The organism is Methylobacterium sp. BE186 (assembly GCF_031457035.1).
Taxonomy (GTDB): domain Bacteria; phylum Pseudomonadota; class Alphaproteobacteria; order Rhizobiales; family Beijerinckiaceae; genus Methylobacterium; species Methylobacterium segetis.
Window position 1 is genome coordinate 36,439 of record NZ_JAVDVV010000035.1, and the last position, 20,205, is coordinate 56,643.

26 protein-coding genes are annotated in these 20,205 nt (G+C 73.9%); 11 read left to right on the forward strand and 15 right to left on the reverse strand.

Features of this window, described 5'->3' with window-relative positions; translation table 11 throughout:
- Positions 1-90: 90 nt before the first annotated feature.
- From J2X36_RS24355 to J2X36_RS24380, 6 genes are all read right to left on the reverse strand, one after another.
- Positions 91-759: an HAD family hydrolase gene (locus J2X36_RS24355; protein WP_310354512.1), complete on the reverse strand. Its 669-nt coding sequence runs from the start codon at positions 757-759 to the stop codon at positions 91-93.
- A 16-nt stretch (positions 760-775) separates the two neighbouring features.
- The gene (locus tag J2X36_RS24360; RefSeq protein WP_405029851.1) at positions 776-1,081 is read right to left on the reverse strand and encodes a hypothetical protein; all 306 of its coding nucleotides are present in this window, start codon (positions 1,079-1,081) and stop codon (positions 776-778) included.
- A gap of 210 nt (positions 1,082-1,291) precedes the next feature.
- Positions 1,292-1,777, reverse strand: coding sequence for a DUF2934 domain-containing protein (locus tag J2X36_RS24365; RefSeq protein WP_310354515.1), 486 nt, complete (start codon positions 1,775-1,777; stop codon positions 1,292-1,294).
- Positions 1,778-1,916: 139 nt separating this feature from the next.
- Positions 1,917-2,177, reverse strand: a complete 261-nt coding sequence (locus tag J2X36_RS24370; RefSeq protein WP_132256476.1) for a hypothetical protein — start codon at positions 2,175-2,177, stop codon at positions 1,917-1,919.
- 84 nt (positions 2,178-2,261) lie between these two features.
- Complete coding sequence (locus J2X36_RS24375; RefSeq protein WP_132256474.1) at positions 2,262-2,657, reverse strand: hypothetical protein; 396 nt, start codon at positions 2,655-2,657, stop codon at positions 2,262-2,264.
- On the reverse strand, positions 2,654-3,043 hold the full coding sequence (locus tag J2X36_RS24380; RefSeq protein ID WP_310354517.1) for a hypothetical protein: 390 nt from the start codon (positions 3,041-3,043) through the stop codon (positions 2,654-2,656). The genes J2X36_RS24375 and J2X36_RS24380 overlap by 4 nt, the downstream gene beginning before the upstream one ends.
- Positions 3,044-3,539: 496 nt before the next feature.
- Between J2X36_RS24380 and J2X36_RS24385 the strand changes: the two genes are divergently transcribed.
- Positions 3,540-3,791, forward strand: a complete 252-nt coding sequence (locus J2X36_RS24385; protein ID WP_132256469.1) for a hypothetical protein — start codon at positions 3,540-3,542, stop codon at positions 3,789-3,791.
- A gap of 56 nt (positions 3,792-3,847) precedes the next feature.
- A complete protein-coding gene (locus J2X36_RS24390) occupies positions 3,848-4,036 on the forward strand; it encodes a hypothetical protein (RefSeq protein WP_310354519.1) in 189 nt (62 codons plus the stop codon).
- Between the two features lies 1 nt (position 4,037).
- On the opposite strand, the gene J2X36_RS24395 is transcribed toward J2X36_RS24390, so the two are convergent.
- The 5 genes from J2X36_RS24395 to J2X36_RS24415 all read right to left on the reverse strand — a co-directional run bounded on the left by J2X36_RS24395 (position 4,038) and on the right by J2X36_RS24415 (position 7,882).
- Entirely contained in the window at positions 4,038-5,357 is a 1,320-nt protein-coding gene (locus J2X36_RS24395) for an MFS transporter (RefSeq protein ID WP_310354520.1), read from the reverse strand.
- Between the two features lie 81 nt (positions 5,358-5,438).
- Positions 5,439-6,161: an NADPH-dependent F420 reductase gene (locus J2X36_RS24400; protein ID WP_132256461.1), complete on the reverse strand. Its 723-nt coding sequence runs from the start codon at positions 6,159-6,161 to the stop codon at positions 5,439-5,441.
- Positions 6,151-7,065: an aldo/keto reductase gene (locus J2X36_RS24405; RefSeq protein ID WP_310354522.1), complete on the reverse strand. Its 915-nt coding sequence runs from the start codon at positions 7,063-7,065 to the stop codon at positions 6,151-6,153. Before J2X36_RS24405 ends, J2X36_RS24400 begins: the two co-directional genes overlap by 11 nt.
- A gap of 121 nt (positions 7,066-7,186) precedes the next feature.
- Positions 7,187-7,525: a hypothetical protein gene (locus J2X36_RS24410; protein WP_310354524.1), complete on the reverse strand. Its 339-nt coding sequence runs from the start codon at positions 7,523-7,525 to the stop codon at positions 7,187-7,189.
- A gap of 99 nt (positions 7,526-7,624) precedes the next feature.
- Positions 7,625-7,882, reverse strand: a complete 258-nt coding sequence (locus J2X36_RS24415) for a hypothetical protein (protein WP_310354525.1) — start codon at positions 7,880-7,882, stop codon at positions 7,625-7,627.
- 402 nt (positions 7,883-8,284) lie between these two features.
- On the opposite strand from J2X36_RS24415, the gene J2X36_RS24420 reads away from it, so the two are divergent.
- The gene (locus J2X36_RS24420; RefSeq protein WP_132257140.1) at positions 8,285-8,491 is read left to right on the forward strand and encodes a hypothetical protein; all 207 of its coding nucleotides are present in this window, start codon (positions 8,285-8,287) and stop codon (positions 8,489-8,491) included.
- Positions 8,492-8,605: 114 nt separating this feature from the next.
- Positions 8,606-11,701 (forward strand): bifunctional proline dehydrogenase/L-glutamate gamma-semialdehyde dehydrogenase PutA, encoded by a 3,096-nt coding sequence (gene putA / locus J2X36_RS24425; protein ID WP_310354527.1) that lies wholly within the window; start codon positions 8,606-8,608, stop codon positions 11,699-11,701.
- A gap of 14 nt (positions 11,702-11,715) precedes the next feature.
- Here the strand turns inward: putA and J2X36_RS24430 are convergent, their stop codons facing one another.
- From J2X36_RS24430 to J2X36_RS24440, 3 genes are all read right to left on the reverse strand, one after another.
- Entirely contained in the window at positions 11,716-11,916 is a 201-nt protein-coding gene (locus J2X36_RS24430; RefSeq protein WP_132255874.1) for a hypothetical protein, read from the reverse strand.
- A gap of 79 nt (positions 11,917-11,995) precedes the next feature.
- Entirely contained in the window at positions 11,996-12,394 is a 399-nt protein-coding gene (locus tag J2X36_RS24435) for a hypothetical protein (RefSeq protein ID WP_310354529.1), read from the reverse strand.
- 90 nt (positions 12,395-12,484) lie between these two features.
- Positions 12,485-12,928, reverse strand: coding sequence for a DMT family transporter (locus tag J2X36_RS24440; RefSeq protein ID WP_132255872.1), 444 nt, complete (start codon positions 12,926-12,928; stop codon positions 12,485-12,487).
- A gap of 165 nt (positions 12,929-13,093) precedes the next feature.
- Here J2X36_RS24440 and J2X36_RS24445 point away from each other — a divergent pair, with 165 nt between their 5' ends.
- Genes J2X36_RS24445 through J2X36_RS24455 form a run of 3 tightly spaced genes read left to right on the forward strand, consistent with a single transcriptional unit; the run spans position 13,094 to position 15,983 of the window.
- A complete protein-coding gene (locus tag J2X36_RS24445) occupies positions 13,094-14,155 on the forward strand; it encodes an iron ABC transporter substrate-binding protein (RefSeq protein ID WP_310354531.1) in 1,062 nt (353 codons plus the stop codon).
- Positions 14,152-15,201, forward strand: a complete 1,050-nt coding sequence (locus tag J2X36_RS24450; protein ID WP_310354533.1) for an iron ABC transporter permease — start codon at positions 14,152-14,154, stop codon at positions 15,199-15,201. The genes J2X36_RS24445 and J2X36_RS24450 overlap by 4 nt, the downstream gene beginning before the upstream one ends.
- On the forward strand, positions 15,198-15,983 hold the full coding sequence (locus J2X36_RS24455) for an ABC transporter ATP-binding protein (protein WP_310354536.1): 786 nt from the start codon (positions 15,198-15,200) through the stop codon (positions 15,981-15,983). Before J2X36_RS24450 ends, J2X36_RS24455 begins: the two co-directional genes overlap by 4 nt.
- 18 nt (positions 15,984-16,001) lie before the next feature.
- Here J2X36_RS24455 and J2X36_RS24460 read toward each other — a convergent pair whose 3' ends face one another.
- On the reverse strand, positions 16,002-16,274 hold the full coding sequence (locus J2X36_RS24460) for a hypothetical protein (protein ID WP_310354537.1): 273 nt from the start codon (positions 16,272-16,274) through the stop codon (positions 16,002-16,004).
- Positions 16,275-16,524: 250 nt separating this feature from the next.
- On the opposite strand from J2X36_RS24460, the gene J2X36_RS24465 reads away from it, so the two are divergent.
- From J2X36_RS24465 to J2X36_RS24480, 4 genes are all read left to right on the forward strand, one after another.
- Positions 16,525-16,713 carry a hypothetical protein gene (locus J2X36_RS24465; RefSeq protein ID WP_132255867.1) on the forward strand — a complete coding sequence of 63 codons (189 nt, stop codon included), beginning with the start codon at positions 16,525-16,527 and terminating at the stop codon, positions 16,711-16,713.
- Positions 16,714-16,764: 51 nt separating this feature from the next.
- The gene (locus tag J2X36_RS24470; protein WP_310354539.1) at positions 16,765-16,977 is read left to right on the forward strand and encodes a hypothetical protein; all 213 of its coding nucleotides are present in this window, start codon (positions 16,765-16,767) and stop codon (positions 16,975-16,977) included.
- Positions 16,978-17,592: 615 nt separating this feature from the next.
- Complete coding sequence (locus tag J2X36_RS24475; RefSeq protein ID WP_310354542.1) at positions 17,593-20,037, forward strand: multicopper oxidase domain-containing protein; 2,445 nt, start codon at positions 17,593-17,595, stop codon at positions 20,035-20,037.
- Positions 20,038-20,044: 7 nt separating this feature from the next.
- Positions 20,045-20,205: prepilin-type N-terminal cleavage/methylation domain-containing protein (locus J2X36_RS24480; protein ID WP_310354547.1), on the forward strand; the 161-nt coding region annotated here is incomplete at its 3' end.

Below are 20,205 nucleotides of genomic sequence, written 5' to 3' on the forward strand. Positions count from 1 at the left end.
GTGGCCGACGCGGCGCTCCGGGCCTCCGGCGGCAAGAGATCCCCTGCCCATGGCGATCGGGGACCTGACGCGGAAGGCCGCGGCCCCCGTTCAGTGCGCGAGCGGGGAACTCTCGTAGCCGTCGAGCAGGTCCTGCGGGTCGCGGTAGATCGCGGTGCAGCCGGCCGCCGAGAGGTCGGCCTCGGGGAAGCCGCCGCAGAGGAGGCCGATCGTCGCGAGGCGCACCTTGGCGGCGGCCTCGGCGTCGTAGGGCGTGTCGCCCACCGCGAGCGCGTCCCGGGCCCCGATCGGCCGCAGCTTCTCCAGCACGGCCGCGAAGATGTCGGGATGCGGCTTCGAGCGGTCGGCGTCGTCCGCGCTCGTCGCCACGTCGACGAGATCGCCGATGCCCAGGATCTCCGTGTAGCGCTCCACCTCGGATTTCTTGCCGGAGGAGGCGAGCGCCACCCGGCGCCCGTCGGCACGGATCCGCTCCAGCAGGGCGCGGACCCCGGGGAACGGGCGCACCTTCGACAGGTACGCGCGCTTGAACAGGTCCGAGCGGTAGGCCTCGATCGTCTCGCCCTCGCGCGCGATCTGCGCCTCGGAGAGGAAGACGGGCATCAGCTGGTCGCCGCCCTTGCCGATCTGCCGCCGGACCGCGGCCTCCTCGGTCTCGACCCCAAAATGCCGGAACGCCTCGACCCAGGCCCGCGCATGCAGGTCCACGCTGTCGAGGAGCGTCCCGTCGATGTCGAAGATGACCGCCTTCACGCGCATGCCGAACCGCCCCGTCTCAGCGCGGGAACAGGTGCAGCCCGTCGTCGGGCAGCAGGTTGCGGGCGGGGCCGCCGGTCTGCTGGCCGCGGCCCTGCTGGTAGTAGGGCAGTTCCGGCCGGCGGTCGTTGTCGCTGCCCGAATCGTACTCCCAGGGCCGGTTCCAGGGCGCGCGCCCGCCCACCGTCACGGGAAGCGCCCCGGCGGAGGGGCCGCCGTAGCCGTAGGGCGCGGCCTGCGGGCCGGCCCCCGCCGCGCCCGGCGCCGCCCCGAGCGGGAGAGCGAGGAGAAGGGCGGCGGGTGTCTTCGCCAGTGTCTTCGCCAGTGTTTTGGCGGGTGTTTTGGCGGGTGTTTTGGACGGAAGGGGCATGGGGCGCCTCTCTCGGATGCGCGGATTCGGGCGAGTCAAGCTTTGCCGGACAACGGCCGAGCCCATGGCCCGTTTCGGCCGTGACCGGGAATCGGCGGGCCTCGAACGCGAAGGGCCCGCCCCCGGGCGGGGGCGGGCCCTTCAAGCGCGGCGTGCCGCGGCGGCTCAGTGCAGGGAGGCGCTCGGCGCGCGGGAGGCCTTCGCCTTGGCGACGGATTCGGCCTTGGCCGCCTTCTGGCCGGCCGCGGGCTTGGCGGCGACGGGTTTGGCGGCGGGCTTATCAGCCGCGGCCTTGGCCTTGGCGGCCTTCCCGGCCGGCTCCTTGGCCTTCCCGTCGGCCGTCGCCTCGGCCTTCGCAGCGGCCTTGACCGGCTTGGCGGCGGACTTGGCGGCGGACTTGGCGACGGGCTTGGCATCCGCCTTGGCCGTGGCCGGCTTGACCGTGGCGGGCTTGACCGTGGCCGGCTTGGCGGCCTTGGCCGGAGCCCGATCCGCGGCGCTGGCCGCGGCGCTCGTCTCGCCGACGGCCGGCGTTCCGGCGGCGCCGAGCTCGGCTTCGGCCCGGAACCAATGCTCCTCGGCCCGGCCGAAGACCCGGCCCTCGTCTTCCCAGATGTAATAGGCGCGCTCGCGCACCTGCTGCTCGACCATGATCGTCCACCCTCTTCCCATCGCCCCGTCCGGACGATGCGAAGCCAGGGTTAAGGGTTGGTTAACGGCGGTTGTTGGGCGAATTGCGAGCAACCGGCCTCCCAATATTGGGCGAGACTGTGCGGCCGGGCCGCAGACCTCAGCCCTTCGCGAGGCGCCGCGCATTCGCCCGGACCTTGCGGCGGTAGCCTGCCACGACGCCGGCCGCGGACCCGCCGGTGGCGACGAGGATCGCGGCCTCGCCCGCGGCCATGATCTTCTCGCTGACCATCCGCTGCGCCTCGACCTGCGCGGCGGCGCCGCCGGCGGAGAGCTTGACGAGGCGCAGGCCGATCACCTGCTGCGACTCGAGCGCCAGCATCGTGGCGTCGATCCCGAGCTTCCACCACACACCGAACATCCGCCTGCCTCCGTCCCAGCCGCCGCCAGCGCCGCGCCGGGCCCGCGGGGTTCCGCAAGGCCCGGCGCGGCGCGTGATCGCCCTTCAATCGTCGAAGCTGCGCCCCTTGGCGGCCGAGCCGCCGAGGCTGATCTTGCGGGGCGCGGGGGCCTTGGCGGCGCCGGGCCGCGCGGCGGGCTCGCTCGGAGCCGGGCGCGCCGGCTTCAGGTGCGCCTGCCCGTGGATCACCGAGCCGATCTCACCGGCCGCCCGCACGAGGTCGTCCCGCTCGCAGGCGCGGGCGACCTTCAGGCCGAGCTGGTGCATGTGGCTCTTGCCGTAGAGGTAGACGGCGAGCTTCGCCCGGGTCGGGGCCGGAATCCCGGCCAGGATCTCGGGCAGGTCGTACTCGTCGGCCCGGTAGACCTCGCCGAGGCGGTCGAGGGAGACGGGGCAGTCCGGGTCCGGCTCGGCGCCGGTGGTCGGATGGGCTTGCGTCATGGATCTCCTCCGGTGGACGATTCTGCGGTTCGCGTTGCGGCCGGGGGTTCCGGTGCCGCCCGGACGGGCTCGGGCGCCGGCGCGGCGGGGGCGGCCTCGGGCCGAAGGCAGCCGGTGCAGACCGAGGCGATGGCGATGCGCGCCCGGATCGTGGCGCGCTCCCACACCGCCTCCCGCGCCGCCAGGGCCCGGCGGGCCGTCTCGGCCTCCGAGAGCGGCGCGGCACCTCCGGCCGCCCCGGTCTCGAGGGGAGCCCCCTGCGGCCGGATGCGCAGGAACAGGGGCTGCGCGGAGCCATCCGGAGGCGGCGGCTCGGCGCGCGCCGGCCCGGCCTCCGCGACGAGGAGGCCGAGGCAGCCCGCGAGACTCAGTCGCAATCCCTGCAAACACCCTCTCCCGATGGGACGCCGCGGCGCGACGGTGCCCGCACGGCTTCCGGGGTGACCCCGGAGCCCGGCGGCAGGTTCCCCGGATCATGGTTAACAGACGCCTTAAACAGGACGGTGTGGCCCCGCGTCCAGTGCCCCGAGGCCGGCTTGGCAGCGTGCGGGGCGCCCCGCGCCTGCATCCGGAGCGGGCTTTGATCGACCGTCTCAACTTTGGCTTGCGTGTGGCAATCCTGCGGTTAAGCTTCGGCCGCGCTTCCGGAGCCCCGGCCGATTCGGCGGGTCCACCCCTCGCAGCAGGGTTCGCGCGATCGCATCCCTCCGGATGCCCCGGGCCTCGACCCTCGTGCGTCGGGCCCATCCCAACCGCGCCGAACGGCCTCTCTCGCTCCCGGGCGGATGGCCGCACGGTTCCTCAGCCATCGCCCCGCGCCGGCGGCGATGGCCCTCGCCGCGCGGCCGCAGGGCCGCCGCAGAACGTCGGACAGGAGGATTCATGCCGCGCCACGAGCGTCGACTGCTCACGAAGGCCGCCATCTCGGTGGAGGGCCGCATCTCGATCAAGCAGAGCCCGGACCGGGCTTGGCCCCGGGACCACGCCCGCCTGCGCGTGCTGGAGCGCGCCGGGCGCCTGCAATGGATCGGCACCCAGGCCGGCCCGCATATCGGCGGCACCTTCGCGATCTGGGAGATCACAGAGGCGGGCCGCGCCCGGCTCGACCTGCTCGTCCCGGAGGAGCGGCCTTAACGACTCGTTAACCCTGCGGGGACCACGCTTCGGAACGGGATTCGGAGGGCTGAGCCATGACGATCGTCCAGTGGGCCGAGCACCTGAGCGGCAGCCCCCTCGCCGCCTCCCTGACCGCCTCGATCACCCTGCTCCTGGCGGCCGTCGCCGCCTCGCGGGCCGCGGGTCCCGCTCCGCGTCCCGGCCTGTGCCCAGTGCCGGCCCGTTCCGCGGCGGCCGGACGCGGGCGGGCGCGGCGGGGCTGAATCAGGCCGGCGAACCGGGCCGGGCGGCGTCCGCCTCGTCCGCCCGCTTCTCCTGCGCGCGCCCGAGCCAGAGCCCGTTCAGGAGCCACGCGAGCGAGAGCGGCACCGCGGTCGCCGCCACCGCCGTCGCCCCGAAGCCGAGCGCCGCGATGCCCGCGTAGGACCACGCGCCGACCTGATCGCCGAGCCGGTAGACCACGGTGTCGATGAAGCCCTTCGCCTTGTAGCGGTCCTCCCGCGGCACCACCGTGAACAGCACCTCGCGGATCGGCCGGGCGATGGCGAAGTTGCCCGCCCGCCGGAAGACCTGGAAGGCGACGATCGCCGTGATGGTCGGCGAGAGGGCGAGCGCGGCGAAGCCGAGGACGCTCGCCGCCGGGAGCAGGGCCAGCGTCCAGCCGATCCCGAGCGCCCGCACGATCCGCCCCGTCAGGAAGAGCTGCACGCCGAGGGTGAGCGCGTTCACGAGCAGGTCGACGCTGGCGAAGAAGGCGGTCTGGGCGCCGCGGTCGGGGAAGCTGCGCTTCGCGATGCCCGCCTGCTCGAAATACAGGAAGGTCGAGGTCACCGAGAACAGCAGCAGGAACAGGCCGATGTTGAGGAGGTAGGGCGAGGCGAGCGTCCGGGTGATGCCGGCGAGCGCGCTGCCGCCGATCGGGGCGTGCTCGGGCGCCTCCCTGGGAACGTGGTGCAGGCGCTCCGAGAGGCGGGCGAGGCCGCGCATGCTGAACACGGCGGCCTCCAGGAGGACGACCGCGCAGAGGAGGAGCGCGGAGGTCGGCACCGCGCGGGCGAGCAGCGCCGTGGTGGCCGAGCCCGCGATGGCCCCGAGCGTCGCGCCCGCCGCGATGAAGCCGAACAGGCGCTTGCCCTGCTCCGTCGAGAACACGTCGACGATGGTCGCCCAGAAGATCGACACCACGAACAGGTTGAAGATCGACAGCCAGACGAAGAACGCCCGCCCGATCCAGAGGTCGGCCTCCGGCGGGGCGAGGTGGAGGGCGAGGGCGAAGAGCAGGATGTTGAGGGCGAAGAACCGGTAGGTCAGCGGCACGAAGCGGGCCCGCGGCAGGCTCTTCACCAGCCAGCCGAAGGGCAGGTTGAGGGCGAGCATGCCGAGAAGCGTCGCCGTGAACAGCCAGGGCAGGTTCTCGATGCCGCCCGCCACCCCCATCTGGTCGCGGATCGGGCGCAGCACGTAGTAGGCGGCGAGGATCGAGAAGATGTAGGCCCAGGACCAGGCGAGCGCCCGGCCCTCCCCCGGCCGCACGTCGACGAGCCGGGCGAGGAGGCCGCGCTCCGCGGAGGGCGAATCAGGCATGGGCGGGGGGGCGCCGGAGGAGTCCGCGCGCCCCGCGGGGAGAGCGTAGGCGCGGGCCGGGCCGGGCCGCGGTGGGAGGCCTCACGGCGCGAGCCCCAGCTTCGCGCGAAGCTCGGACGCGCCGAGGACGTGCCCGAAGCCGGGCGAGCCCATCGCGAACCGGTCCGCGTCCGTCAGCGTGCCGACGACGACCGGGTCGAAGCCCGCCTCCGAGACGAGGCGCCGGCCCATCTCCAGCGCCGCCTCGTCGTCCCCCGCGATCGGCACCGCCATGCGGGGCGCCGGCCGGTTCGCGTTCGCCTCGAAGAGCCGGTAGTTCGCGGCGTTGAAGGCCCGGACCAGACGGGCCCCGGCGAGGTACTTGGCGCTCGTCGTCCCGATGCCGTTGGCCTGCGCCTCGGTGTAGAGGTCGCCGTCCCGGGCCTGGGTCGCGTTGCCGGCATCGAGCACGATGCGGCCCTTGAGCGCCTCGCCGAGATCGGCCCGGAGCTGGGGATAGGCCTTGTAGGGCACCGCCACGAACACCGCCTCGCCGAAGCGGACCGCCTCCGCCGGCGTGCCCGCCTTCGCCCGCGCGCCCAGACCCTCGACGAGACCCGTCAGCTCCTCCGGGTGGCGGGAGGAGAACATCACCTCGTGCCCCGCCTTGACCCAGAGCGCGCCGATGGTGCCGCCGATCTTGCCCGCGCCGATGATGCCGATGCGCAGGGGCTTCTGCCCTGCCGCCTCCTGGGCGCCGGCCGGAAGGGCCGGGAGGGCGAGCGCGAGGGCGAGGGCCGCGCGGCGGGTGAGGTCAGAGCGCATCGATGAAGGCCTCCATCCGGGCCCGCGCCGCCGCGTCGGGCAGCCGCCCGCGGGCGGCGCCGAGGTTGTCCTCGACGTAGGACACCTTCGCCATGCCCGGGATCGGGCAGGTGACGGCCGGGTGCGCGAGGACGTATTTCAGGAAGAATTGCGGCCAGCTCGCGCAGTCGAACTCGGCCGCCCAGGGCGGCAGCTCGCGCCCCTGCACGGCCTTGAACAGCCGGTCGCGCCCGAAGGGCACGTTGACCATCACGGCGATGCCGCGCTCGGCCGCGAGCGGGAGGACGCGCTCGGCCGCGGCCCGGTTGTCGATGGCGTAGTTGACCTGGACGAAGTCGAGCGGCTCGGCCCGCATCACCGGCTCGAGGCCGTCGAACTGCCCGTCCCGCCAGACCGTGACGCCGACGTAGCGGATGCGGCCCCGGGCCTTGAGGTCGCGCAGGGTGGCGAGGTTGGCCCCCGTGTCGATCAGGTTGTGCACGGCGACGAGGTCGATCCGGTCCGTGCGCAGGCGCTCGAAGGAGCGGGCGATCTGGGCCGCGCCGGCCTCGCGCCCGCTCTCGCTGACCTTGCTCGCCAGGAACACCTTCTCGCGCAATGGCCCCTGCAGGATGTGGCCGAGGACGTCCTCGGCGGTGCCGTAGCTCGGCGCCGTGTCGATGACCGAGCCGCCGAGCGCCACGAAGCGCTCCACCGCCTCCCGCAGGGGTGCGATTTTGTCGGGCGTCGGCTCGACCTCGTAGCGGCGCGAGGTGCCGATGCCGATGGCGGGAAGCCGCTCGCCGGAGGACGGGATCGGCCGCCGGATCAACTCGCCCGGCCCGTCCGCGGCCCGGAGCGCAGCGGGCATCAGGGCGGGCAGCAGCGCGGCCCCGGCGAGGATGGTGCGGCGGGTCGCTGGCATGAAACCTCCGGCGCGATGGTCTGGCCCGCCCTCAGGTAGGGCGCCGCCGCCGCTGTCGAGGCGTGTCGGCCCGCGGCCGGGGTTGAATTTTGTCGCGGAATGTTTCCGGTGCCCGCGGAGTTCAGTCCTCCTCGGGCGGATCCTCGAACTCGGCGCCCTCGGTGTCCGGCGCGATCCGGAAGCGATACTCGTCGATGGCGAGGAAGGCCCGGTGCACGGCCTGCGGATCGAGCCCGTCGCGCACCACCAGCGTGTTGAAGTCGATGAAGAGCCGCGCGATGCGCTGCTCCTCGGACAAGGCCCGCAGGGCGGAGGAACTCGCCCCCGCGCTCATCATGAAGCCCTTGGCGCGCCCCTCGGTGTCGGGGAAGGGCAGGACGACGACCTGCCCCGCCGTCTCGGGACGCAGGTCCGCCCAGCGCGCCGGCGTCCAGGCGATGAGGGCTTCGAGCTGCTTCATGCCCGTCCCGTGCGCGATCCTGCGGCGCGGCGCAAGAGCCTGCCGGATCGCAAGAGCCTGTCGACGCGCGAGAGGCCGTCGTGCGGCCGGCCGCGGCACTCAGACGGGTTCTGCCGGCCCCCGGGCCGCGCGGGGGCGCAGGCGCACGACGTTGCCGGACGCGTCCGCATCCCCCGCCTCCGGTACCCGCGCCTTCCCGTCCGGAATGGCCGCCGTCGCGCCGTCCGTCGGCGCCTCCGCCCCCTCGGCGCCGGAGGCGTAGGCGATCCAGCGCACCACGCGGGCGCTGCCGCGGCGCACGCGCAGGCGCTCGGCGCGCCGGGCGAGCCAGGTCGGCTGATTCTTCACACGCTGCATGACACACCTCGTTCTTGCGGCGTGAGGAAGCCGCGGCGCGGCCGGAAAGACATCCTCCAAATGGATGAGGCCCGCGCCATCCGGCCGCGGTTTGCCGGAGATGCGCCGCCTTTCCGCCAATCTTCGCCCGGAGATTGTCTTGCGGAGCGCCTGCATCACGACCGGTTGACAGGTTCGGGCCTCCCGGACACCAATCACCGGCCGGTCGCCGGCGTGTGGACGCCCCGCGGAATCGACCCCGTCAACCGAGCGAACCGGATGCCAGGTGGCATTCCTGGCCGCGCTGACCGGCTCATCACGCGCGAGCACCAAGCCCTCAACTGACAGACGTCCAGCGGGGTGGCGGAACCCGCCCCGCCGCCCGGCCGTCTCCCTGGAGCATCGACTTCGAGGAGACGGCCCATGAGCCGCGTCACCGCCCCCGACCCGACCACCCCCGGTCCCGGCGAGGATCCGGCCCAGCCCCCCGCCGGCCCCCGCGCCTACCCGGACCGGACGGTCACCGGCCCCTCCGAGGGCGCGAGTTCCCCCGGCGCGACGGAGCCCGGCGACCAGGGCGAGCCGGCTCACAGCGCCTACGAGGACCGGAAGACGCCGCAGGCGGAGTGACGGCCCCGCTCCGATCCCGTGCTAGGATCCGACCGCGCCGGCCGGTGCGGTGAGCGCCTTCCGGCACGGATCCTGCCGCGGAGCGCCGGGCCGCCCCCGCTCGAGATCGCTACCATGCCGCTCCCGGTCTCGCCCACCCTCCCCGCCTTCGCCGCGCCCTACGCGCCGGACGACGCGGCTCTCGTGCGCGGGCTGCTGGCGGGCCCTTCCCCCGATGCGGCGGCCGAGGGGCGGGTCGACGCCCTCGCCCGGGATCTCGTCGGCGCGATCCGGACGGAGCACGGGGGCCTCGGCGGCGTCGAGGCGATGCTGCGCGAATACAGCCTCACGACCCGCGAGGGCCTCGCCCTGATGGTGCTCGCCGAGGCGCTGCTGCGGGTGCCGGACGCCGCCACCGCCGACCGGCTGATCGAGGACAAGCTCGGCCAGGGCGATTTCGCCCACCACGCGATCCGCTCGGAGGCGCTCCTCGTCAACGCCTCGGCCTGGGCGCTCGGCCTCTCGGCCCGGATCATCCAGCCCGGCGAGACGCCGGAGGGGGTGCTCGCCGCGCTGGCCAAGCGCATCGGCCTGCCGGCCCTGCGCACCGCCGCGCGCCAGGGCATGCGGGTGATGGGCGGCCATTTCGTGCTCGGGGAGACGATCGGCGCGGCCCTGCGGCGCGCTGCCACGCCCGAGGGCCGGCCCTACCGCTACTCCTTCGACATGCTGGGCGAGGGCGCCCGCACGGCCGCCGACGCCGAGGCCTACCGCGCGGCCTATGCGGGGGCCATCGCGGCGATCGGCCGGTCGGCCGGCGACGCGCCCCTGCCGGATCGGCCCGGCATCTCGGTCAAGCTCTCGGCCCTGCACCCGCGCTACGAGCCCCTCGGCCGGGCGCGCGTGATGGACGAGGTGGTGCCCATCCTCCTCGATCTCGCCCGGGCGGCCCGGGCCCACGACCTCTGCTTCACGGTGGATGCCGAGGAGGCCGACCGGCTCGAACTCTCCCTCGAGGTCTTCGCCTCGGTGCTCGCCGACCCCTCGCTGGCCGGCTGGGACGGATACGGCCTCGCGGTCCAGGCCTATCAGAAGCGCTGCCTGGCCGTGATCGACCACGTGGCCGACCTCGCCCGCGGGCTCGGGCGGCGCCTGATGGTGCGCCTCGTGAAGGGCGCCTACTGGGACACGGAGGTGAAGCGGGCGCAGGAGCGGGGCTTGGCCGACTACCCCGTCTTCACCCGCAAGGCCACGACCGACCTCAGCTACATGGCCGCCGCCGAGGGGCTCCTCGCGCACAGGCCCCATCTCTTCCCGCAATTCGCCACCCACAACGCGCTCACCGTCGCGAGCATCGCGGAGCGGGCCGGCCGCCCCGAGGGCTACGAGTTCCAGCGCCTGCACGGGATGGGCGAGGCCCTCTACGGGCGGCTCCTGGCGACGCGCCCAGGCACGGCCTGCCGCACCTACGCGCCGGTCGGCGGCCACCGCGACCTCCTCGCCTACCTCGTGCGGCGGCTCCTGGAGAACGGGGCCAACTCGTCCTTCGTCTCGCTCGCCGCCGACCCGGCCGTGCCCGTCGAGACCCTGCTGCGGCGCCCGGCCGCGAGCGTCGGCGCGCCCGAGCGCGCGCGCCACCCGCGCCTGCCCCTGCCGCGGGAGATCCACGCGCCGGGGCGCCGCGCCGCGGCCGGGGTCGAGTTCGGCGCCCGCGCCGAGCTCGAGGCCCTGCTGCGCGCCGTGCGCGCCGGGGCCGGCCCCGCGCGGGCCGCCCCGATCCTCGACGGGGCGGAGCAGCCGGGTCCCGCCCGCAACGTCCGCAGCCCGATCGACGGCGCCGTCGTCGGCCGCGTCGTCGAGGCCGGCCCGGAGGCGGCCGATGCGGCGATGGAGGCCGCCGCCCGCGCCGCCCGGGCCTGGGCGGCGACGCCCGGGGCGGAGCGGGCCGCCGCGCTGGAGCGCGCCGCGGACCTTATCGAGGAGCGGCGCGGACGCCTGATCCACCTCCTCCAGGCGGAGGCTGGCAAGACCCTCGACGACGCGCTCTCAGAGATCCGCGAGGCGGTGGATTTCTGCCGCTACTACGCGCTCGAGGGCCGGCGCCTGTTCGACGGGCCGCGCGCGCTCGTCGGCCCCGCGGGCGAGTCGAACTGCCTCTCGCTTCGCGGGCGCGGCGTCTTCGTCGCGATCTCGCCTTGGAACTTCCCGCTCGCGATCTTCGTCGGCCAGATCGCCGCCGCGCTGATGGCGGGCAACGCCGTCGTCGCCAAGCCCGCCGAGCAGACGCCGCTCCTGGCCGCGGAGGCCGTGCGGCTCCTGCACAGGGCCGGCATCCCGCCGGGCGCGCTCCAGCTCGTGCCGGGCGACGGCGCGGTCGGCGCCCGGCTCGCGGCGCATGGCGCCATTGCGGGGGTCGCCTTCACGGGCTCGACCGGGGCGGCGCAGTCGATCAACCGGGCGCTCGCGGCGCGGGACGGGCCGATCGTCCCCCTCATCGCCGAGACCGGCGGCATCAACGCGATGCTCGTCGACGCCACCGCCCTGCCCGAGCAGGTCGCCGACGACGTCGTCGCCTCCGCCTTCCGCTCCGCCGGCCAGCGCTGCTCGGCGCTCCGGCTCCTCCTCGTGCAGGCGGACGTGGCCGACCGGGTGATCGCGATGGTGGCGGGCGCGGCGCGCGAGCTGCGCCTCGGCGACCCGCGCGACCCCGCCACCCAGGTCGGTCCCGTCATCGACGCCTCGGCGAAGCGGCGCCTCGACGCCCACGCCGCACGGATGCGGGTCCGGTCCCGGGTCCATCTCGACGGGTTCGCACCCGCGGGCGGCACCTTCGTCGCGCCGCAGATCTACGAGATCGGGGGCCCGGCGGATCTCGCCGAGGAGGTTTTCGGCCCGATCCTCCACGTCGCCCGCTACAAGGCGGCCGATCTCGACCGGGTGCTGGAGGGGATCGCGGCCCTGGGCTACGGCCTGACGCTCGGCATCCATTCCCGCATCGGGGCCACCGTGGCGCGCGTCGTGGAGCGGCTTCCCCACGGCAACGTCTACGTCAACCGCAACATGATCGGCGCCGTGGTCGGCGTGCAGCCCTTCGGCGGCTGCGGCCTGTCCGGCACCGGCCCGAAGGCCGGCGGCCCGCACTACCTGCCCCGCTTCGCCGCCGAGCAGACAGTGACGGTCAACATCGCGGCCTCCGGCGGCGACGCGGCGCTCCTCGCCCTCGACGGGTGAGGCGCGGCGCGGGCTCAGGCCGGGAGGGTCGGCGACGGCTCGGCCTGCAACCGCAGCGTCACGGCCTCGCGGGCCTGGCGGCCGGCATCGCGCCGGAGCGCCTCGGCGACGGCGTCGTTCCCGGCCCGCTCGTGGAAGCGCGCGGCGGCGTGCAGCTCCGAGGCGATGGCCTCGGCCAGCGCCGCCTCCCGATCGATCCGCCCGCCCTGCTCCATGCCCAGCCTCCCGCAACCGTCGCGCGAGGCTAGGGGCGGGTGCAGGCAGGGGTCGATTGGACTTTCGGGGGAGGAGCGCTCAGTTGATCAGGCAGAAGCCGGAGGCCGGGTCCTGGCTGCCGCCGACGAGACGCCCGGTCGGGCAATGGGGCTCCCGGGCCCGGGCCTCGCGGACCGGCAAGGGTGTCGCGACAGGTGCGGCAACCGGCGCGGCGACCGGCACCGGGGTGACGGCGGCCACCGCCGGGCGCTCGGGGAGCGGAGCCACCACCGGGGCCGCCTGCGGGCCCGGGGTCGGCCCGAGGCGCAGGGAAAGGCCGCCGAGGGAGGTGCCGTCCGGCCGGGCGCGCCCGGGCTCGGCCACCCGCAAGGGGGGCGGATGGCTCCGGAAGCCGGAGAACCGGCCGCCCCGGGCCTCGGCCGGCGGGGCGCCCGCGATGAGAAGGGCCGCGGCCCCGGCAAGGAGGAGGCTGCGCATGTGTCACGTCTCCGTGGTCCGGGACGATCTTTGCCGGAGACATCTTAACCGGCAGCCACCGGAACCCGCGGCAATCGACGAATCACCGCCTCAGGTCATCGCGACGAGCGCGACGCCGGCCACCATCAGGACGGCGCCGAGGACGCGCCAGAGCCCCGCCGGATGCGGCTCGAAGCCGACCCAGCCGAAATGGTCGAGCAGGATCGAGGTGATCACCCCCGCCGTGACGAGGAGCGCGAGATAGGGCGCGGCGCCGATCTGCCGGGCCACGAAGAGCTGGGACAGGACCACGAGGGCGCCGAGCGCCCCGCCGATCCAGGCCCACCAGGGCGCCTGCAGGGCTTGGTCCGCGCTCGGCAGGCTCAGGCGCCCCGAGACGAGCCCCACGGTGAGGAGCGTGGCGCCCGTCACCGTCGAGACGACGAGCCCGGCCGCGAAGGGCTGCGCGAAGGTGCGGGCGAGCATCGCGTTCGAGCCGGACTGCACCGCGTTGGCGACGCCTGCCAGCACGGCGAAACCGTAGAGGTACCACATGGACGACCCTTGGCTGTGATGTGCCTCTCTCAAGCGGCGAGGCCCGGCGATGGTTCGTCCCGCGCCGCGCGCCCGGGCGCCACCGGTTCGCGCGCCGCATAGGCGAAGCCCCGCATCCGCCCTAATCTTGCGCCCCGATCCTTCCCGCCGGACCGCCCGCCCGCCATGCCCCCCGATCCGACGCCGCGCGCCCGCCCCCGGCTCGCCGCCCTCGCGCTCACGCTGCTCCTCGCCCTCCCCGCCGGGACCCCGCCGGCCGAGGCCCGGGAGGTCGTCGACGCGGCCGGGCGCCGGGTGACGGTCCCCGAGCGCGTCGAGCGCGTGCTGACGGCGGGGCCGCCGGCCTCGGTGCTGCTCTACACGCTGGCGCCCGCCAAGATGATCGGCTGGGTGCGCGCGCCCTATCCGGACGAGAAGCCCTTCCTCGCCCGGCAGACCTGGGACCTGCCGACGACCGGCCGCCTCACGGGCCGCGGCAACACCGCCAACGTCGAGGCGGTGCTGGCGCTCAAGCCCGACCTCATCGTCGATGTCGGCTCGACCGGCCCCACCTACGCCTCGCTGGCCGACCGCGTGCAGGAGCAGACCGGCATCCCCTACCTCCTCCTCGACGGGCGCTTCGCGCAGATCCCGGAGACCTACCGGGCCTTCGGCGCGATCCTGGGCGAGGAGGCCCGGGCGGCCGAGCTCGCGGCCTATGCCGAGCGGACGCTCGCGGAGGTCGCCGGCCGGGTCGGGGCGCTCCCGCCGGACAAGCGCCCCCGGGTCTATTACGGCCGGGGGCCGAAGGGGCTGGAGACGGGGCTGGCCGGCTCCATCAACACCGAGATCCTGGAGGCGGCGGGTGGGCGCAACGTCGCGGACGCGGCGGGCCGGGGCGGGCTCGTCACCGTCTCGCCCGAGCAGGTCCTCGCCTGGGACCCGGACGTGATCCTCACCCTCGACGCGCCCTTCCGCGCGAGCCTCTCCGCCGATCCGCTCTGGAGCGGCCTGAGGGCGGTGCGGGCGGGCCGGGTCTACCAGACGCCCCGCCTGCCCTTCGGCTGGTTCGACGCGCCGCCCGGCATCAACCGCCTGATCGGCCTGCGCTGGCTCGCGGGCCTCCTGCACCCGGATCTGTTCCCGCAAGCGATCGAGGCGGAGACCCGCGCCTTCTACACGCTCTTCTACCACGTCGACCTCGCGCCCGATCAGGTCGCGGCCCTGCTCTCGGGCGCGGGCCGGTGACGCGCGCGCTGGCCGGCGCCCGGGCCGCCGCGCTGCCGCGGCGGCGCCTCCTGCGCGGGCTTCTGCCCGTCCTCGCCCTCCTCCTCCTCGCCCTCCTGTCCCTCGCCACCGGGCGCTACGGCGTGCCGCCCGGCGACATCCTCGCCGTGCTCGGGGGCAAGCTCCTCGGCCTCCCGAGCGGGGTCGACGCGACGGCCCAGACCGTGATCCTGCAGGTGCGCCTGCCCCGGGTCGCAGGCGCCCTCGTCGTCGGCGCGGGCCTCGCGGCGGCGGGCGCCACCTACCAGGGCCTGTTCCGCAACCCCCTCGTCTCGCCCGACATCCTCGGCGTCTCGGCGGGCGCGAGCCTCGGCGCGGTCGCCGGGATCTTCCTGTCCCTGCCCGTCGCCGCGATCCAGGGGCTCGCCTTCCTCGGCGGGCTCGGGGCGGTCGCGATCGTCTACGGCGTCGGCGCGGCGGTGCGCCGCCACGATCCCGTCCTGACGCTGGTGCTGGCCGGCGTCGCCGTCGGCGCGGTGCTGGGGGCGGCGATCTCGCTCCTGAAGGTGCTGGCCGACCCCTACAACCAGCTCCCCGCCATCACCTACTGGCTCCTCGGCAGCCTCAGTGCCGTGAGCCTGCCCGACATCGGCGCGATCCTGCCCGCGATTCTGATCGGCCTCGCGCCGCTGGTCCTGCTGCGCTGGCGCATGAACCTGATGAGCCTCGGCGAGGAGGAGGCGCGGGCGCTCGGCGTCGAGACGCGCCTCCTGCGCCCCCTCTTCGTCGCCGCCGCGACCCTGGTGACGGCGGCGGCCGTCTCGGTCACCGGCGTGATCGGTTGGATCGGGCTCATCGTGCCCCACGTCGCCCGGCTCCTCGTCGGGCCGGATTTCCGGCGCCTGCTCCCGGCCTCCCTGATGCTGGGGGCGGGCTACCTGCTCGCGGTCGATCTCGTGGCGCGCACCATCGCCCCGATCGAGGTGCCCCTCGGCATCCTGACGGCGCTGATCGGCGCGCCCTTCTTCCTGTGGCTGCTCGCCACCGCGCGGCGGGGCTGGTCGTGAGGGGTGAGCCCCTGCTGCGGGTCGAGGATCTCGCCTTCGGCTACGGCGCCCGCATCGTCGGCGCGGGCGTCGGCTTCGCGGTCTTCCCGGGCGAGGTCCTGTGCCTGCTCGGGCCGAACGGCTGCGGCAAGACCACCCTGTTCAAGACCCTGCTCGGCCTCCTGCCCGCCAGGGCCGGCCGCGTCCTCGTGGAGGGGGAGAGCGTCGCGCGCTGGCCGCGCGCGCGGCTCGCCCGAACCATCGCCTACGTGCCCCAGGCGCACGCGGCGCTGTTCCCCTTCAGCGTGCGGGAGGTCGTGCTGATGGGCCGCGCGAGCCGGATGAGGCCCTTCGCGAGCCCGGGCCGGGCCGACCACGCGGCGGCCGAGGCCGCGCTTGCGGCGCTCGGGATCGGCCACTTGGCGGAGCGGGTCTACACCGAGATCAGCGGCGGCGAGCGCCAGCTCGCCCTGATCGCCCGCGCGCTCGCGGGCGAGCCGCGCCTCCTCGTGATGGACGAGCCGACCGCGAGCCTCGATTTCGGCAACCAGGCGCGCGTGCTCGGCCAGATCCGCCGGCTCTCGGCGCGGGGCCTCGGGGTGATGCTCTCGACCCATGATCCCGGCCACGCCTTCCTCTGCGCCGACCGGGTGGCCCTCCTGCGGGAAGGGGCGCTGGCGGGGCTCGGGCCGCCGGCCGAGATCCTCACCCCCGAGAGCCTGGAGCGGCTCTACGGCGTACCGGTGGCCGTCGTGCCCCTCGGGGGCGGGGCCGGCACCGTCTGCACGCCGCGCCTGCCCTGACGGATGCGCCGGGCGGAATCAGAGGTTCGAGCGCTGCAGGACTCCCGGGGCGACGGCGGCCCCGCCGTCCTCCGCCCGGGCCACGGGGGCGCCGAGGGCCCCCATCAGGACGCGCAGCCCCTCGACCCAGGCCTCGGCCTCGGCGAGCGTCGCCACCCCCTCCCGCAGGAAGGTCTTCGCCTGCGCCCCGGCCGATCCCGCGCCGGCGTCCCGCGCGGGCTCCATCGTCACGGCCACATCGAAGCGGCCGTCGGGTCGGTCGGTGATCCGGTAGGTCACGGTACGGGGCATGAGGCCGGTGATGATACGCGTCGCGGATAATTGGGCGCGATCATCATGCACCAGAGGGAGGCGCTCTCATATGCGTCGAACTGCCGATGGCGCGCGAAAGTGCGGCGAGCCTCCCGCGGGCCGGGGCGCGCCTCGCGCAGCCGCTCCGGCGAAGCCCGCTCCCCGGCCTCCGCTTGCTGCCCCGGCGCCGCGCTCTATCATCGGCGGGCCCGAATCTTTCGCGGCCGGCTCTCCGGGAGGGGATCGAGCGATGGCATTCTTCCTCGGTATCGGCGGTCCCTGGATCGTCCTGATGATCCTCGACCTGATGGCGACGAAGCGCGGCCTGCAGCTCTCCAGCGCGGAGCGGGCGCAGGGCTGGCAGGCGCGCCTCGAGCACCTGCTCCGGCGGCGCGAGCCGCGGCGGGCGGAATCGGCGGCCTTCGACGGATCGCGGTGACGGGATCTTCACGGGCCGCGTGTTGATCTGGCGGTTCGGGAGGACCGATCCATGATCGCCGGTGCGCCCCTCTCCTCGATCGGCCTGCTGCGGCAGGCGGAGCTCGAACTCACCGCCCGCAACGCCGCGCTGCGCCGCGGCGCGCCGGCCGACGCGCCCGTCACGGTGGACATCGCGCAGCCTGTCGAGCGCCTGCGGGCCGGGGCGGGGATCGAGGCGGCCGCGGAGCCGGCGCGGCGGCGCATCCTCGACATCACGGTCTGACCGCTTCCTCGGGGCGCGCCCCCGGTCGTCGGCGGCCGGCAGGGGCCGCGATGCGTGCGGGCCGGGCGCGAATACTGGACCCGCACGCGTCCGGGACCCGCGAAACCTGGAATTCCCCGCATCCCGTCGGTACAGTTGCGGGCGAGCGCGGGGGACTAATCCGGTCTAATGACTCAGAGTTATTGAAAATCTTCACGATTCGGGACAAGCATCCCTCCTCTGACGACGAGGCGCCTCGGGACGTCGCAAGCACAGGGGCAAGGAGAGAAGGGTCCTCAAGCGTACTGTTTCGGATCTGCGTAGTTTTACAATTTTACCGGATTGAATACTGAGTCTAATCTTGCGGTAAGACAGCCGTTACGCTGGCACAAGTCCAATAAACTATATTGTGCAAGATCTGATCGGCAGCGAACGGGTCGGCACCAACGAAACCACCATCAGGAGCGAGCCGACAGGCTGCCGATGCCCGGGCAACGTCCGGGCGCGGCGCGCGGCGGCGCGGCTCGGCCCGGCAGGGGCCGCGGAAGGCTGTCGCACGATCAACCGGGAATGGGCCGGTCCCCGACGCTCACGCGAGGCCGGGGCCGCCCGGCCCGACGCTGGGGACCTGTCGCCATGTTTCTGGACCGGAAGACCACCTCTCGGATCCGCATCCAGGAGGCCGAGCGCGCCCGCGAGAACAGGCTGGAGATCGTCAAGGCCGTCTCGCACGGTCAGATCACCAAGCGCGACCTGTTCCGCTGGGGGATCTACGGCGCGGGCGGCCTGATCGCGGCCAAGCACGGCCTCAGCCCCTTCGTGCGCAGCGCCTACGCCACCGTGCCGACCGGGACGCCGCGCAGCCCCCTGTTCGGCGCCGAGAAGTTCCACGAGCCCCTGCACCGGGCCCTCGTCCAGCCGCGCATCCCCCTCGCGGCCGCGGCGGGCAGCGACGACGTGCTCTGGATGAGCCCGAGCGGGCGCCCCCTCCCCGAGATGCCGGCCCGGCGCCTCTCCTACCACGACGAATGGTCGAAGCGGGGCGCGAACTGGCAGCGCCTGACCAATCCGCTCACCGGCCGCGGCCCCTGCGAGGGCCGCCCGCCGGGCGAGTTCTTCGCCCATCAGCGCTGGTCGAACGACCCGACGAGCGCGAACCGCGATCTCTTCCCGAAGGTCGGCTACCTCATGTCCCTCGGGCAATGCGAGGCCGCCACCCGCTTCTGCGCGGAGATGCCCGAGCAGGACATGAACGCGATGTGGTCGTTCGGCGTGCGCCAGCCGGGCTGGGCGGGCTCGAGCGCGGGCTCGCGCCTCGGCTACGGCATGCCCTGCCTGATCAAGGCCCGCTACGGCGAGCCGATGCTGACGCGCATCTACAACGATCTCCCGGCCGACCGCACCCAGAACCGGGGCTTCGGCCGCAACGAGATCACCACCCATTTCCACAACGCGCATAACGGCGCCGAGAGCGACGGCGCCTGCAACGCCTTCCACTATCCGGGCACCTTCTACGATTACCACTGGGCCCTGACCCTCGCCCGCCGCGACCTGCCGGCCCATCGCGCCTTCAGCGACCCGCTCTACCGGCAGAAGGCCTCCGGCCCGACCGACGACGGCGGACTGATGATGGTCGAGGGCGATTACCGCGAGATCCAGGGGTCGATGTGGTTTCACGACCACCGGTTCTTCTTCACGGCGGAGAACGTGCACAAGGGCAACTTCGCCCTGTGCAACGTCTATAGCGGCCCGGACCGGGCCTGCACCGCGGTCAGGGACGGGATCAACCTGCTCCTGCCGAGCGGGGACGCGACCGCCTGGGGCAACCAGGATTTCGACGTGAACCTCGCGGTCTCGAACCCGGCCTTCGACAGGGACGGGCAGATGTTCTTCGACATCTTCGACACCGACGGCTTCCTCGGCGACGTCATCGCCGTGAACGGCGGCTACTACCCCTACATGGAGGTGCTGCCGCGCCGCTACCGCTTCCGCATCCTCAACGCGGCGATGGCGCGCTTCTACAAGTTCGCGATCGGGGTCAACAGGTCGAAGAAGTTCTCCTCCGGCACGGCGGTGCCGTTCTGGTTCATCGCCAACGACGGCAACCTCGTCGTCAATCCCGTCCAGCTCACCGCGCTCGAGGAGCAGGGCAACGGCGAGCGCTACGACATCGTCGTCGACTTCTCGGCCTTCGCCGACGGCGACAGCCTCTACCTCGTCAACCTGCTCAAGCAGACCGACGGCCGCAAGCCCGACAAGGCCCTGTCGCTGAAGGACGCGCTCAAGGGCGTGGCCGAGGATCCCTGCGTCGGGCCCGTGATGGAGTTCCGGGTCCGCAGGGGGGGCATCAAGAGCGTCGACGACCCGAGCCGCACCTATACGGGGCTCGAGGCCGACCCGAGCACGGACTTCTCGACCTCCGACTGGAAGGGCGGCCTCAGGACGCTGACCACCCAGATCCCGGTCGTCGCCCCCGTGCGCGAGCGCGTCATCGAGTTCGGCCGCTCGGGCGGCGGCGATTCCCGCGACCCGAAGACCGGCCTCTGCATCCCCGATTGCGGCGAGCACGAAGCCTTCCCCTACTCGATCAAGGTGAACGGCCAGTCGGCCCACACGCTGAACGCCAACCGGATCAGCGCGCTGGTGCCGAGGCCCGGCGAGGTCGAGCACTGGACCTTCGTCAACGGGGGCGGGGGCTGGGACCACCCGATCCACCTGCATTTCGAGGAGGGCCTCACCCTCGACCGCGGCGGCGCCTCGATCGGCCCGACCGAGAAGCTCGTGCGCAAGGACGTCTGGCGCCTGCGCCCGAGCGGGACGGTCCGCATCCAGGTCTGCTTCGGCGAGTTCGGCGGCGCCTACGTGAGCCATTGCCACAACACCGCGCACGAGGATTTCGCGATGGTGCTGCGCTACCAATTGCTCACCCCGCCGCCGAACGACCCGGACTTCGCCAAGACCGGCAGCCGGCCGCACTGGCAGGTCTCGAACACGCCGATCCCCTCGCCCGACGGCGTCACCTTCCGCGTGCCGGAGGTGCTGCCCGAGGCGAGCCCGACCTTCCGAAGCACGAGAACCTGAGGCCGTCATGCGCGCGCGGGCGGGATGGACGGGATGGGGACCTGGGGGCGGGCGGGATTCCGCGCAGGCGGGTTTCACGCTGGTCGAGGTGATCGTGGTGCTGTCGATCATGGGGCTGATCATGAGCCTGGTCGGCCCGCGCGTGCTCGGCTACCTCACCGACTCCAA

What these genes read in the sequence shown, in the direction of transcription:
- J2X36_RS24355 (WP_310354512.1), bottom strand. Translation starts at nt 759, where the DNA reads ATGCGCGTGAAGGCGGTCATCTTCGACATCGACGGGACGCTCCTCGAC.
- J2X36_RS24365 (WP_310354515.1), bottom strand. Translation starts at nt 1,777, where the DNA reads ATGGTCGAGCAGCAGGTGCGCGAGCGCGCCTATTACATCTGGGAAGAC.
- J2X36_RS24370 (WP_132256476.1), bottom strand. Translation starts at nt 2,177, where the DNA reads ATGTTCGGTGTGTGGTGGAAGCTCGGGATCGACGCCACGATGCTGGCG.
- J2X36_RS24375 (WP_132256474.1), bottom strand. Translation starts at nt 2,657, where the DNA reads ATGACGCAAGCCCATCCGACCACCGGCGCCGAGCCGGACCCGGACTGC.
- J2X36_RS24385 (WP_132256469.1), top strand. Translation starts at nt 3,540, where the DNA reads ATGCCGCGCCACGAGCGTCGACTGCTCACGAAGGCCGCCATCTCGGTG.
- J2X36_RS24390 (WP_310354519.1), top strand. Translation starts at nt 3,848, where the DNA reads ATGACGATCGTCCAGTGGGCCGAGCACCTGAGCGGCAGCCCCCTCGCC.
- J2X36_RS24395 (WP_310354520.1), bottom strand. Translation starts at nt 5,357, where the DNA reads ATGCCTGATTCGCCCTCCGCGGAGCGCGGCCTCCTCGCCCGGCTCGTC.
- J2X36_RS24400 (WP_132256461.1), bottom strand. Translation starts at nt 6,161, where the DNA reads ATGCGCTCTGACCTCACCCGCCGCGCGGCCCTCGCCCTCGCGCTCGCC.
- J2X36_RS24405 (WP_310354522.1), bottom strand. Translation starts at nt 7,065, where the DNA reads ATGCCAGCGACCCGCCGCACCATCCTCGCCGGGGCCGCGCTGCTGCCC.
- J2X36_RS24410 (WP_310354524.1), bottom strand. Translation starts at nt 7,525, where the DNA reads ATGAAGCAGCTCGAAGCCCTCATCGCCTGGACGCCGGCGCGCTGGGCG.
- J2X36_RS24415 (WP_310354525.1), bottom strand. Translation starts at nt 7,882, where the DNA reads ATGCAGCGTGTGAAGAATCAGCCGACCTGGCTCGCCCGGCGCGCCGAG.
- J2X36_RS24420 (WP_132257140.1), top strand. Translation starts at nt 8,285, where the DNA reads ATGAGCCGCGTCACCGCCCCCGACCCGACCACCCCCGGTCCCGGCGAG.
- putA (WP_310354527.1), top strand. Translation starts at nt 8,606, where the DNA reads ATGCCGCTCCCGGTCTCGCCCACCCTCCCCGCCTTCGCCGCGCCCTAC.
- J2X36_RS24430 (WP_132255874.1), bottom strand. Translation starts at nt 11,916, where the DNA reads ATGGAGCAGGGCGGGCGGATCGATCGGGAGGCGGCGCTGGCCGAGGCC.
- J2X36_RS24435 (WP_310354529.1), bottom strand. Translation starts at nt 12,394, where the DNA reads ATGCGCAGCCTCCTCCTTGCCGGGGCCGCGGCCCTTCTCATCGCGGGC.
- J2X36_RS24440 (WP_132255872.1), bottom strand. Translation starts at nt 12,928, where the DNA reads ATGTGGTACCTCTACGGTTTCGCCGTGCTGGCAGGCGTCGCCAACGCG.
- J2X36_RS24445 (WP_310354531.1), top strand. Translation starts at nt 13,094, where the DNA reads ATGCCCCCCGATCCGACGCCGCGCGCCCGCCCCCGGCTCGCCGCCCTC.
- J2X36_RS24460 (WP_310354537.1), bottom strand. Translation starts at nt 16,274, where the DNA reads ATGCCCCGTACCGTGACCTACCGGATCACCGACCGACCCGACGGCCGC.
- J2X36_RS24465 (WP_132255867.1), top strand. Translation starts at nt 16,525, where the DNA reads ATGGCATTCTTCCTCGGTATCGGCGGTCCCTGGATCGTCCTGATGATC.
- J2X36_RS24470 (WP_310354539.1), top strand. Translation starts at nt 16,765, where the DNA reads ATGATCGCCGGTGCGCCCCTCTCCTCGATCGGCCTGCTGCGGCAGGCG.
- J2X36_RS24475 (WP_310354542.1), top strand. Translation starts at nt 17,593, where the DNA reads ATGTTTCTGGACCGGAAGACCACCTCTCGGATCCGCATCCAGGAGGCC.